The 13,174-nt window shown below is 46.0% G+C and carries 8 protein-coding genes; all 8 read right to left on the reverse strand.

Annotated features, from left to right (window positions below; all coding sequences use genetic code 11):
• Positions 1-71 precede the first annotated feature (71 nt).
• The 8 genes from F607_RS0101810 to pilG all read right to left on the reverse strand — a co-directional run bounded on the left by F607_RS0101810 (position 72) and on the right by pilG (position 12,903).
• On the reverse strand, positions 72-551 hold the full coding sequence (locus F607_RS0101810; protein WP_027706668.1) for a chemotaxis protein CheW: 480 nt from the start codon (positions 549-551) through the stop codon (positions 72-74).
• A 37-nt stretch (positions 552-588) separates the two neighbouring features.
• Complete coding sequence (locus tag F607_RS0101815) at positions 589-1,674, reverse strand: chemotaxis protein CheB (protein WP_038289597.1); 1,086 nt, start codon at positions 1,672-1,674, stop codon at positions 589-591.
• Entirely contained in the window at positions 1,667-8,416 is a 6,750-nt protein-coding gene (locus F607_RS0101820; RefSeq protein WP_027706670.1) for an Hpt domain-containing protein, read from the reverse strand. Before F607_RS0101820 ends, F607_RS0101815 begins: the two co-directional genes overlap by 8 nt.
• A 17-nt stretch (positions 8,417-8,433) precedes the next feature.
• Complete coding sequence (locus F607_RS0101825; RefSeq protein WP_027706671.1) at positions 8,434-9,297, reverse strand: CheR family methyltransferase; 864 nt, start codon at positions 9,295-9,297, stop codon at positions 8,434-8,436.
• A gap of 65 nt (positions 9,298-9,362) precedes the next feature.
• A complete protein-coding gene (locus F607_RS0101830) occupies positions 9,363-11,390 on the reverse strand; it encodes a methyl-accepting chemotaxis protein (protein ID WP_027706672.1) in 2,028 nt (675 codons plus the stop codon).
• A gap of 101 nt (positions 11,391-11,491) precedes the next feature.
• Entirely contained in the window at positions 11,492-12,034 is a 543-nt protein-coding gene (locus tag F607_RS0101835) for a chemotaxis protein CheW (protein ID WP_027706673.1), read from the reverse strand.
• A 26-nt stretch (positions 12,035-12,060) separates the two neighbouring features.
• Positions 12,061-12,420: a twitching motility response regulator PilH gene (pilH, locus tag F607_RS0101840; RefSeq protein WP_027706674.1), complete on the reverse strand. Its 360-nt coding sequence runs from the start codon at positions 12,418-12,420 to the stop codon at positions 12,061-12,063.
• A gap of 75 nt (positions 12,421-12,495) precedes the next feature.
• A complete protein-coding gene (gene pilG, locus F607_RS0101845) occupies positions 12,496-12,903 on the reverse strand; it encodes a twitching motility response regulator PilG (RefSeq protein WP_027706675.1) in 408 nt (135 codons plus the stop codon).
• Between the last annotated feature and the right edge of the window lie 271 nt (positions 12,904-13,174).

Consider the following 13,174-nt stretch of genomic DNA (forward strand, 5'->3'; position numbering starts at 1 on the left):
AGAATCGCTGTATTAAAAAACAAAAGCCTGCATTTGCAGGCTTTTTAAACTTAGCAAAATAGATCGCGAGCTTAAGCTAAACCATAAGCCAAAATCATCGTTTCAAGGCTATCAAGTTTAGGAATGATTGCTGGCTCGCCATGGGCAAGTACATGCATTGCTTCAAGCTCACCTTGGTTAGGCTCATCCTGAGCAATCACATCTGACTCTGTTAGGCGTACTGAGTGTGGTATACCTTGCACGACAATGGCAAAAAAAGGCAGCTCCCGATTGCCACTGATGCTGTTAATAATCGCTACCCTTGCATTACGGCTGGTGCCTCGATACTCCTCACCGTTAGCCACTTCAAACGAAATGACCGGTATTGACTGATCGCGCCAATTTATCTGTCCAAGATGCCACTCAGGAGTATCACTTGAAGATGAAGGTTGTTGAAAACCAATGATTTCAGCCACACTCACGTTGGGTAACAACAACATTTTGTCTTGGATGGGAATGAGTAAGCTTGAAAGAACTTCATCCCGGTCTTGGGTTAACTGTGCTTTTGCCATAGGGCTTTATCTCTTTCTCTCTTACGTCAAATCATTTCTAGGCAGTTAGTCCAGGATTTTTTTTTATATCAGCCACCAGTGTTTCTACCAACTGCTGAGCAAGTAATTGCGGTGTACCACTAAAAGCACTTAACCCTTTAGCCTCTATCGCATCAGGCATCGTGCTACTTGCACAGCTTTCTTTACATTGTGTCCAAAGCGGTAATTTGCGCTCAGCATAAAACTCAGCCGCATCAGCACCATCTTGCCCCATGCCACTAAAAATAATGGCACCACACTTATCCTGAAAACCTGCCAATACATTGAGCATTACCTGGTCTATCGATGGGTTATAAGGACCAGGCCAAGTCTCTCCAGTAAACTGAACTGTTTGATCAAAATCGAAGACAATTTCTTGCTCTATCGGTACTACTAAGACTTCACCACTTCGCAACGGGTCCCCTTCAACGACGTTTTTCACCTTTAAGCAACTATGTCGTCCCACAGAGTTTACTAACACCTCTTCAAAGCTGGCATCGATATGCTGGGCATACACAAAGGCAATTGGCAAATCACCAGGCAGGCAGTCCAAAAATGCTTTGACTGCGCTAGGCCCTCCTAACGATGCTCCTAATACCCAGACCCGTTGTGGCGCTTTAGAAGCAAGCTCTTTATTTGGCAGGTCAGGTAGCTCAATAACCTTTTCCCTGGCCTTAAAATCAAGCTTAATCGGAGTTGATAGCGTAGGAATAGCGGATTGTTCAGCTACGGGCTTATCTTCAACCTGCTCTTGTAAAGTGGGAATGACCTCTTGCTCAAGCTTGGCCAGTATTCTTCGCTCCCAGCGAGGGTATAGCTCTGACGTTCTGGCAGGTGCTTCCCCTTCACCAAATAATACAGGTACCTCACTAGCATCCAGCAAATCATCAAGTGGCTCCGCCCAGCCATCCTCTCCAGTGACGTCAATGAACCACGCATCAACTTTCAATTCATGGTGGCTTGGCTCAAGGCGATCTGGCGAGGTATTGATTAACACATCATAATGATGGGTTTGCATCAATACCTGAAGTAGGTGCCGCTGTAATGATGAGTCAGCAACAACACCTATTTTTCCCCGCCATCCACTCTTGCCTTCATTAGGCATCCGTTTTTACCATTCGCTCAATTGTTTCTAGTAAGGGGCCTTCCTGGAAGGGCTTACCTAAATACTCATTGACCCCAATGGCTAAAGCCCGCTCCCGGTGCTTCTCACCAGTACGTGAGGTTATCATGATAATCGGCACACTCTTTAAGCGCCTATCATTTCGAACCGTACTAGCCACTTCAAAGCCATCCATTCTTGGCATTTCAATGTCCAGCAACATCACATCAGGCTTGCGGTCTTGCAACAATGAAATAGCTTCTACCCCATCCCGTGCAAGTAAAACTTCATAACCATTACGCTCTAACAGTCTTGAAGTTACCTTCCGTACCGTTACCGAGTCGTCAACCACCATAACCAATGGTATGCGCTCAACTTGAGCCGGTACTTCAATCTCTTCCGCAACCACTTCGGCAGTAAGCAGCAGTCCTTGATGTGCGTAATCAGAACGTATCAGAGCAACTACATCAAGGATGATTACGACACGACCATCACCCAAAATAGTAGCACCTGATACACCTGGTAAGCTGGCAAACTGGAAGCCAAGACTTTTTACAACGATCTCGCGGCTACCTGCTAAGCTATCTACTTGAAGCGCAACACTGTGCTCAGCACCACGAGTCAAAATCACTGGTAAAGGCGCCAAAGCACCTTGTAGGTTAGGCTTGCCAGAACGGTGTAACAAATCACCTAAATACTTAAGCTTGTAATCCTGCCCAGCATATTCAAAGTCTGGTGCATCATCTTCGTAATACGCTTCAAGCTCATAAGGACTGACCCGAACAACCCCTTCAATACTATTTAAAGGAATAGCATACAAGTCCTCACCTATGTAAACCATCAGTGCTCGGTTCACAGATACAGTGAACGGTAGGCGAACCCGGAAAGTTGTTCCTTTGCCTGGTGTTGAGTGAATTGTCACTGAACCACCCAGCTGCTTAATCTCACTATGCACCACATCCATACCCACGCCACGTCCAGAAATCTGGGTCACAGCGCGCGCGGTGCTAAAACCAGCCTCAAGAATAAACTGCAATATTTCATTATCAGAAAGGTCAGCATCAGGGTCCATAAGTCCACGTTCGATAGCTTTAGCTCTGACAGCATCAAGGTTAACCCCACTACCGTCGTCACTCATTTCTAATAGAATATCGCCCCCTTCACGGGATAAGCTCAAAGCTACTTGCCCAACAGCTTCTTTGCCTGAAGCCTTCCGCTGCTCTTCAGGCTCAATACCATGGTCAATGGCATTACGTAACATATGCTCTAAAGGTGCAACCATACGCTCCAGTACAGTTCGGTCCATTTCACCTTCTGCATTTTCAACATTAAACTCAACTTGCTTATCCAACTCACTGGATATTTGCCGGACAATTCGGCGTAGCCTAGGCATCAGACGATTAAAGGGTACCATGCGTGTCTGCATTAACCCTTCTTGCAGCTCAGTATTAACCCGTGCCTGTTGCAGAAGCAGTGTTTCAGCATCGCGGTTTTTGTCAACCAATGCTTCTTTCAAGTCCATCAAGTCGCTGGCAGACTCAAAGAGTGAGCGAGATAGCTGGGTCAGCTCGGAGTATTGGTCCATCTCCAATGGGTCAAACTCCAAGGCCATAGATGCAGCTTCTGCTTCGTGTTTAGAGATAATCTGGGTTTGTGTCTCAATATCAAGCCGGCGAAGCTGCTCTCGAACCCGCTCAATAGTGGTATGCATTTCCTCAAGCGTAAAACTGATATCCGAAATCTGCTGTTCAACCCGGCCTCTCGAAATACTGGTTTCACCAGCAAGGTTAACCAGGCTTTCTAGCAAATCAGCTGGTACTTTCACCATCTCTTGGGGCTGACGAGCTTTCCCTGCCGCGCGCTTAGCCGCTGAGATCGGCTTCACCTTCGCAGGCATGGTATCGCCTGGGGATACTGGCTCAACTGCCTTTGTTTTTGGAGTAAACGGAAGAATTTCCGCAGATGGCTCTGCAGCCGCAGGAGTAGCTTTTTCAGCCACCACAGGAGCCTCACCTGACATATGCTTTTTCACATGATCAACATGCGTTTGCAACTTATCTTGCCGAGTGAAAACATCCGCAAAGAAAGCACCTTCTAAGTCAGGTAAGCGATTTTGAGCCTGGGTAATAAACATCTCAAACTCATGGGTAAAATCCCCTAGTTTAGAGAGTCCTGCAAGGCGAGCACCACCTTTCAGAGTATGGAGTAAACGTAACAACTCATCAGCATACTGGCCATTGGCTGGATCTTTGCGCCAGGCATCTGTAGACCTTTCGACACCATCAACCAAGTCAACAGCTTCTTCCAAAAAGATATCCAGTACATCAGTATCTGCTAACGCCAGATCGTCCAGGTCCTGGGCAACTGCTGGCTCATGAGGGCTAGCCTCCGCCAGCTCTCCAGTAACTAACGGAGCCTGCTCCAGTTCTGGCTTTGGTGGGCTGGTCTGCTCAAGCTCACTGGTTTGCGATAGCAGTTTGTGAATGTTTGGAATGCCACTATCAGGATTAGCTCGGTAAGTTTTTAAAGCATCAATAAGCCAGTCGACGTTACGGCAATAGCCTTGCGTTTTAAGCTCATCAAGCATATCTGCTAACAAGTCATGACATGCCAACAATAAGTCAAAGAGAGGTGTTTCGGTCTTCAGTCGACCATCACTTAAACCTTCATAAATAAACTCTAACTCATGGCTAAAATCACCAATTTGAGTGATCTCAGCCATTCTTGCACCACCTTTTAGAGTATGCAGATCTCGCTGTAACTCCTTAACCTCCATGGTGCTTTCTGGATTTTCAATCCATTTTTGGAGAGAGCTGGCAGTGCTTTCCATGATATCACCAGCTTCTTCCAGGAAGATTTCAACCAGCTCAGGATCAATCAACGGGCCTTTTTCTTCTTGAGTAACCACTGGTGCTGCTGGCTGCTCAACAGGCTCAGGCTCCTGAGTACTTACCTCCAGCGCTTCTTCACCTAGCTCACCCAGCTGAATAGGCTCTTCAGGAATCTCTTCTGCCTCAATATTTAAGGTTTCCAGCTCCTCTTCTGGCAGCCCCATATCAATATCAGTATCTACTTCAATAATGGGTAGTGTTTCTTCATCGAGGCTTAGTGACTCTTCCAGATCAGCATTAAGATCAACCTCTTCTACTTCAGGCATTGCTGGTTCAGCAATCTCAAAGCTTTCCACATCCTCTTCTGCTGTCAGTCTATGGAGCTGCTGAATGCAGTCGGTAGCAGGTTCAACTGTTTGGACGGCAGCAATACTATCCATCATACTAATCAGCTGCTCATGTCCATCACGTACGGCTTTGAAAAAGTCATCACTTAAAGGACACTGGCCTTCAACAACAGCCTTGTACGCATCAATCAATGCTTCACAGAGTTCTGCAACAGGATCCAGCTCAGCAATTTCTGCACCTTTAGCCAGCGTTTCCAGCTCCTCAAGAAGCATGTTTAACTCATCACCGGCTACAGGATTACGGCTCCACTCTTCAAGGATTTCCCCTGCATCCAGCAATACCTCCATGCCTTCAGCTAAGAACATAGAGATTACTTGAGTGTCTTGCTCTACCGCTTCATCTTCTGATGCATCTTCAGCAAAAAGTCGCCTTTGAATCTGATCAACATCCTGTAAAAACTGGTCCAACCCATCAAGCTCCATAAGTGGGTTTGCCTTCATTGACGCTAAGGCAGTTTCACCCAGCTCACCCGCTCTCTGAAGGATAAGGGCCACTTCATGATCTGCTTTTACTAAGTTGGCGCGTAAATCCTTAATCAACTGCTCTAGCGGCGATACCAGTTGAGCAATACAAATAACACCCGCCATATGTGCACTACCCTTCAGGGTGTGAAGTGCACGCTGAAGTGCCTCATCTATAGCAATCGGTTGCTGAGCCTCATGGTACTGAGCAACAAACTGTTTGACCGTTGCAAAGTGGGAGACAGCTTCATCATGGAAAATATCAAGCAAGACAGGGTCAAACTCTGGTGCTGCCTCACTGGGTAATGACACTTCCACTTCTTCCGCAACTTCATCAGTTGCAGGAATGTCTTCCTCCGTCAAGCCCATCTGCAGCAGTTCAAGCTCTTCTGCGACACTACCGTCCTCTTGTTCTGGTAGAGGAATCTCTTCAATTTCCTCAACAGATTCAGCTTTGATTTCCTCTTCATCTTCATCAGCAGGCAGCTCTTGTTCATCCATGATGAACGACTCAACTGCAGACTCCCAAATTATCTCATCTTCAGCTAATTCTTCTGCTTCAAGAGCCGCCTGCTCTTCAGCAAAATCATCTTCTGAAATAACAGGCTCTGCCATTAACTCTTCAGGGAAAGTCTCAGCCTCTACAGGTTTTTCAAAAGGTAGACCTTTCGCATAGGCCTCTGCTTCAGCGACAAATGCGTCAACATCTGGAGTTTGTTTCTGCTGTTGGTTTTCAAAGTCTTTAACCAGCCCTGGCAACCTGCCAGTAACGCGCCTCACCAGATCAAAATGATCATCACTAATGCTGATGGTATTATCGATTATTCGATTCAGCATGTTTTCGATAGCCCAGGCGAGTTCACCCACCACAGTTGCACCTACCAGGCGACCACTACCCTTGAGAGTATGGAATGCTCGTCGTACTTCACCACGCGCATCGGCATCATCAAGATTACTCTGCCATTTCGGGAGATATTCATTAATGGTTTCTAAAACCTCACCCGCTTCTTCAATAAAGATCTCAATGACCTCATCATCGATTAGGCTTTCTTCTTCCTCATCGACAGGTGCAGGCTCAGCTGTAACAGTGACAGGCTCTGGTTCAGCTGCAGGTGCTTCAAAAACGTCTTCAGCTGACTCAGCTGGAGCAACCTCCTCTAGTGCTATATCCTCTATCTCTTCTTGAGTTTCTACATCCTCTTCTGGGTACAACGCCTCAGCTTCTTCTAGCTCCTCAGGCTCTTTGAGTACAGGGCCTTCATCTTCCTCGCCAGATGTATCTGCAGCTTCTATCGCTTGACGCGCTTCAGCCTCAGCTAGCACTTCAGCCTCTGGTCTTACCGGGGGCTGACGTAAGTCATCGCTACTGAAGCCAAGATGAACGAGGCTTTCTTCTGCAACATCAAGAATTAATTCATTTTGACTGGTATTACCCTCAGCAAGCCGTTCTAAATAATATTCAACACTGGTTATTGCATCAGCTAGCGTATCCAGTGCTTGCCACTGAGGTACTTGTTGTTTATCCAGCAGCTGTTCTTTCACATAACGCCGACAAGCTGCAATCAATGTTGCCGCCCTCTCAAGCGGAATCATGATTAAGCCGCCACGAACAGCGTCTAGAACTTCTGGGACATTAACTAAATTTTGGTGATTCCACTGAGAAGCAATAAATTCAATAATGGCATCTTTGGCTTGCTCAAGCCCGTTCCTTGCCTCACGAATGACTGCTTCATGAGCCTCACTCATCTCTGAGACAGGCACAACACTTTCTGTTACTCGCGGCTTACCTGTGGAGCTATCAACAATACCGGTCAGTGTTGCTTCTACATAGAGCAGGGAGCCAGCAATATCCATCAGCGCAGCATCATCCATCTCTCTGTTACCAGCAACCATCTGTTGCATGATATCAAGCTGCTCCATGAGCACTTTGCGGGGAATACCGAGACCTAGTACAGCAATAGTATCAGCGATGCGCTTTAAGACAGGTACCTGCTCTTTAAAGTTGGTAATATCATGACGATCACTGCGAACAAAAAGGTCTAATGCCTCTTTGATACTGGTTAGCTCATCGGTTAATACGGTAACAACCGATGCCATTGCTTCTTTATCAGGGCCTGAAAATAGATCTCTTTCCTGGTTTAGCGTGTCTTCATCAGGTAGCGCTTCAACGAGATTAAAGGCTTCCTTAAGGGCTCTGATGCGAGGTGTTTCATTATCAGCTTTAGCAACGTAATACAGTAGATTTTTAAGAAGCTCATCAGGGGCTGTCTGGTTTAACGACTCAGGTCCCTCTTCTGTAACCCGTTTTAGCTCAATATCAATTTGTCTGAGTAACGCCCTTATGGTTGAGCTGTTATGGATTGATCCATTATTAAGTCCATCAATTACCCCAGATGCAATCCACCAAAGTTGTCCCAGTGGGGTTTTCATGAATAACTGCTCAAGCCGATTGAAAACCTTTGCCATATAACCTAGGTTTTCGGCCATGTGCTGGTCTCGTAAAATACCCACCATGGCAAACTGATACATCTGCCGAAGCTTGCGCACCAGTGTATTGAAACTTTCCCCCTGTAACTTGGCTAAAGCAGCGTCACTCAGTTTAGGATTTTTTTGGCTTAAATCAGGCGAAAACAGTGATGTTTCAGAAAGTAGGCTTTCACCACGAGCAGCTCGAATATCATTTAGAATAGGTAGCAGAATAACAGGCAAATCTCGGCGTCCACTTTGGACCCGGTCCAGGTACATTGGCAGCTGTAACATCGCCTGCATCAATACTTCGTGCGCTTCCCCCTTGTTAGTCACCGCTTCATCTAACAATCCTTTAGCGAGTGCTTCCATTTCTTCAGCAAGCAAAGCAGCACCATAAAACTCCACCATTTGCAACGTTCCATGCACCTGGTGTATGTAATTCAAACAAAAGCGAAGCTTGGTAGAATCCTGGGGGTTTTCCGCATAAGCCTCTAACGCTTGGCGTGCCTGTTTAAGCGTTTCTTCTATCTCACCTTTAACCCAGTCCAGGGCTACATAGTCGTGGCGATCACCCATAACTACTCCACTTGTCATCAATTCGCCGCCTTATGCTTGATAAAAGCTAAAGCACGATCAGTGTATGCGCGCCGCAGATCTGAGTGCTTCCAATCTACAATTTCCCCTAGCCCTAGTACCAATAACCCCCCTGGTACTAACCGCTCAACTAGGCAATTCACGATCATTTTGCGCCGCCAACGCCGGAAATAAATCAGTAGGTTTTGGCAAAAAATAATATCCATACCGTACATTGGGGCCTTATTAAGCTCCAAAACATTGACTCGGGCAAAACAAACCCGTTCTTTAAGTCCTGGATTTACCTCAAATTTTTGCTGTCCAATACTTCTAAAGTATCGATCACGAATGTCTGAATCTATATTTTCTAGTTTACGCTGACTATAGATTCCCTGCCTGGCTTTAGCCAAAGCAGGTACACTAATATCCGTTCCAGTTACACCAAAATATTGAGATTTGCCTTGTTCGCCGAGAACTGCATTTGCGAGCATCGCTAGAGAATATGGCTCTTCACCGGTTGCGCAGCCAACACTCCAAATTTCAATAGGTTTGTTGAACTCGCTTACACGCTGGCTTAAGTACTCTTCAACAACTTCAAAGGAAGGACGGTGCCGAAAGAAGCTGGTTTCCTGAACAGTTAAGCGATCTACAAGGGTTGTCCACTCTTGTGCCGCTGCTGGGCCATTCATAATCTCTTCAAAATAGGTCTGGTAATCTGAATAGCCGAGCTCACGCATGCGTATACCAACACTGGTTTGTAAAAACGACTTTCTTTGCTCAGATATACGCATGCCAGTCCTATCTTCAAGAAGAGACTGCCACTGCTCAAACTGTTGCTGGTCCATGTCAGGCAGTGACTGCATTGACCAATCTTTAGTTATCATGCTCACTTACTTCAGGCGACCCACCTTTGAATTAAACTAAACAGTGTTATAAACCAAAGGGACTATTAACCCTCTGGCAGCTTAAAGCCTGCTACCGATTTACGCATTTCAGTAGCCAGTTCAGCAAGGTGTCCGATAGAGTTAGCAGTCGCATTGGTACCCGCAGAGGTTTGAGCTGTAATCTCTTGAATAACGTTCATCGTATTAGAGATATGACCTGCAGATGAGGCCTGTTGACGTGCTGCGTTAGAAATGTTTTGAATCAAGTCAGCAAGGTTTTTCGATACTTTCTCGATCTCTTCTAGTGCCACACCCGCGTCTTGTGCGAGGCGAGCACCTTTAACCACTTCTGAAGTCGTTTGCTCCATCGAGATTACCGCTTCGTTGGTATCTGTCTGAATGGTTTTAACCAACGCTTCGATCTGTTTGGTTGCCGCAGATGCACGTTCCGCCAAGCGCTGTACCTCGTCGGCAACCACCGCGAAACCACGCCCTGCGTCCCCTGCCATCGATGCCTGAATCGCCGCATTCAATGCCAGAATGTTCGTTTGGTCAGCGATGTCATTGATCAACGATACGATATCACCGATTTCCTGAGATGACTCACCCAGACGCTTGATACGCTTAGAAGTATCTTGAATCTGTTCACGAATGGTATCCATGCCGGCAATGGTATTCTGTACAACCTCATTACCTTTGTTCGCGATCGCCACCGACCGCTCCGCTACCGCAGCAGACTCAGAAGCGTTAGCCGATACCTGGTCAATCGACACAGCCATCTCATTAACCGCTGCGGAAGCACCTGCAATCTCTTGAGCCTGGTGCTCTGCGGCTTCAGCAAGATGCATCGCTGTTGCTTGGGTTTCTTGTGCAGCTGAAGCCACTTGTACTGCTGTATTATTGATGGTTGCAACCAGCTGCCTTAGCTGGTCAATAGAGAAGTTGATAGAGTCTGCAATCGCACCTGTGAAGTCTTCTGTTACCGTAGCCGATACAGTTAAGTCACCATCAGCCAGGTCAGCTAGCTCATCCAGCAGTCGCAGGATAGCCGCCTGGTTTTGTTCGTTATGCTCTGCTTGCTCTTGCAAACGCTGGCGAGTATCACGAACCATAACCAAACCAATCAAGACAATTGATAGTACGGCCAGCAAGCCAAATAGTGCACCCGTTTGGGTACTGATAACCCGCTCACCCTCCAAGCCTTCAAACAGGTTTACTAACTTAGATGCTTCTTGGAGTAGCTGCTGAGAATCAGCAAAAATTTGGTCAGACGCTTCACGGACCTGAAATAACTCTGGGGATGTTTCAAGGATTTCATCCACACTACCATCAACAAACTCAAACAAATCAGAAATTTCATTCAGTCGGTCAATAGCTTCACTATCACTCACTCGGGTAATACCTAACTCACTGTCGCCATTTATCATCCCGCGTAATACACGACCAAACAAACTCGCATCACGACCGAAGCTGTCTGCTGCCATAACTGAGTCTTCGGTACCTTCTAGAACTTTGTTTACACTACCTAGGATACGTTCTGCTAACCAGGATTGCTTTTGTGCCAGTGCAACCTGACCAGCCGGGGCATTGGTTTCCAGCAGAATTTCTACTACCTCATCATATTCAATTTGCAGCTGTGGGACTGTTTCAGATAAGGTGCCTGCTACATCATGAAGAGAGAGTACAGTATCTTCTGTATTCATGATGTCATTCGCGTTTTTACTCACCCGCTGCCATATTCCTGCAAGGGAGTTCATCTGCTGATTGAGTGTATCTGAATTTTGCTGCTCTACCGCAGGGAGGTCATCAGATCCCTTCTGCAAGGTAGTAAAGCTTACATTGAAGGCATCATGGGCAGTACGTAGCAGTTTAAACGCATCACTCTTACCCGCTGCAGCCTCTGTAGAGTTTTTTGCTATCTGCTGAGAAAGTACCCGCAACTCCCCTGAGTGACCTATATATTCCTTGTCTTCAGAGGCTTTATTATTTACGTAAAGGAAGTTTGCGATCATCGCAACTAATGAGACAATTAACAGCACAAACAATGCAGCGATTATTTGGCTGGTTTGGTTCTTCGCAGATATACCCTTCATATGTATTTGGCCCCCACATGGCCTACAGCTTCTTGTTATGGCACAGTGTTAAACAAAATAATGGTGGTTACGCCACCTGCTGCTTCCTACTACTTCAATTCCTATACAGCAACTTTTGAAAAGCTTGGGTGCTCTGCCAGAGCATACAGGCTAAAAATCAGCCAGCGACCATCTTCTCTTTCATAAGAGCCCGTCAGAAATGACTGAAATGGCTCTGGTGTGCTGCGTGGTATTTGGTCTGAGTAGCCATCAACAGGGAAATGCTGCATCCCCATAACCTCATCAACCACTAATCCGCTAAACAGTTCACCATGTTCAACAACCAGTATACGCCGGCTTTTTCGTGCTGAAGCCAGCTGGTGTCCAAGAAAAGTTGGTAAATCCATTATGGGTAACAGTCGTCCACGAACATTCGCGATTCCCTTTACCCAACTTTGTACTCCTGGCAATTGAGTATAGTTAGGAACTGGTAAGATTTCTGCCACTTCACCCATTGGGGCCACAAAGTTCAAGTTAGCAAGACGGAAACCTATTCCACTCCACTGGGCTTTAACTTCGGTTTGGGCTGGAAGACCTGCCGCATGTTGACGGCAACGCCTAGCAATTGATTGAAGAAGCTCAAAAGGATGTTGCACTTCTGACATGATTTAAACCACTCTAACAACCAGCCTCAAAGTACATTATTGAGTGTTTTCACTAAAACAGATTCCTCGACAGGTTTCGTAAGATAATCTTTTGCCCCCTGACGTTTACCCCATACGCGATCTGTCTCCTGATCTTTTGTCGTAACAATAATCACAGGTATATGACTAGTGTTGGGATCTTTCGTCAACTGTCGTGTAGCCTGAAAACCATTTAATCCAGGCATTACAATATCCATTAATACGGCATCTGGCTTCTGATCTCGCGCAAGAGCAACACCATCAGCTCCGTTGTCAGCCTCCAGGACTTCGTGGCCGTGCTTTTCTAACATTTCTTTAAGCTTGTACCGTTCAGTAGGAGAGTCTTCAACAATTAGTACTCGAGCCATAAATCCCCCAGCTACAAACATTACCAAAACCACTCCGAAATAAAGGAATGGCTCTTAAAAATTACTTACGCCAAATTACGCATTGGCAGAGGCGCTAGAACTCGTGTTGACATGCGCCCGAATCGCCCCAAGCAGCTCTTCTTTACTAAAAGGCTTAGTGAGGTATTGGTCAGAACCCACAATGCGACCTTTTGCTTTATCAAACAAACCATCTTTGCTTGACAGCATAATCACAGGTGTCGATTTAAATGCACTGTTATTTTTGATCAGTGCACAGGTTTGATAACCATCAAGGCGTGGCATCATGATATCAACAAAGATGATGTTTGGCTGCGTATCTGCAATTTTAGCCAGGGCATCAAAACCGTCAGTCGCAGTGACGACTGTACACCCAACTTTTTTAAGCAGAGTTTCCGCTGTGCGACGAATAGTCTTACTATCGTCGATCACCATCACCTTCAAACTCTTAAAATCATCTTCCATATCTTAAGCCTTCAGCCCAAAGGAAATTACTTTTGTCTCATTCGCAGTGGTTTGACCACTAAAAGTTAGACAGAATTCCGTGCCGTCAAATGTTTTAACACACAATCCTAGTGCAATCTATAAGAAACGTTACGTGTTCAACATTCCTTTATTGTAGCCTCTTGACAAGTATATGAGGGAGCTTCTATTCCTTGAAGCATATTAAGCATATAGCTAGCAACTGTTTACCTTACAAATAGTTTAGCTATCAAATGGCAATAAGGGTAAACTT

The sequence above is a fragment of the Zooshikella ganghwensis DSM 15267 genome (assembly GCF_000428585.1).
GTDB lineage: Bacteria > Pseudomonadota > Gammaproteobacteria > Pseudomonadales > Zooshikellaceae > Zooshikella > Zooshikella ganghwensis.

What these genes read in the sequence shown, in the direction of transcription:
- F607_RS0101810 (WP_027706668.1), bottom strand. Translation starts at nt 551, where the DNA reads ATGGCAAAAGCACAGTTAACCCAAGACCGGGATGAAGTTCTTTCAAGC.
- F607_RS0101815 (WP_038289597.1), bottom strand. Translation starts at nt 1,674, where the DNA reads ATGCCTAATGAAGGCAAGAGTGGATGGCGGGGAAAAATAGGTGTTGTT.
- F607_RS0101820 (WP_027706670.1), bottom strand. Translation starts at nt 8,416, where the DNA reads ATGGGTGATCGCCACGACTATGTAGCCCTGGACTGGGTTAAAGGTGAG.
- F607_RS0101825 (WP_027706671.1), bottom strand. Translation starts at nt 9,297, where the DNA reads ATGATAACTAAAGATTGGTCAATGCAGTCACTGCCTGACATGGACCAG.
- F607_RS0101830 (WP_027706672.1), bottom strand. Translation starts at nt 11,390, where the DNA reads ATGAAGGGTATATCTGCGAAGAACCAAACCAGCCAAATAATCGCTGCA.
- F607_RS0101835 (WP_027706673.1), bottom strand. Translation starts at nt 12,034, where the DNA reads ATGTCAGAAGTGCAACATCCTTTTGAGCTTCTTCAATCAATTGCTAGG.
- pilH (WP_027706674.1), bottom strand. Translation starts at nt 12,420, where the DNA reads ATGGCTCGAGTACTAATTGTTGAAGACTCTCCTACTGAACGGTACAAG.
- pilG (WP_027706675.1), bottom strand. Translation starts at nt 12,903, where the DNA reads ATGGAAGATGATTTTAAGAGTTTGAAGGTGATGGTGATCGACGATAGT.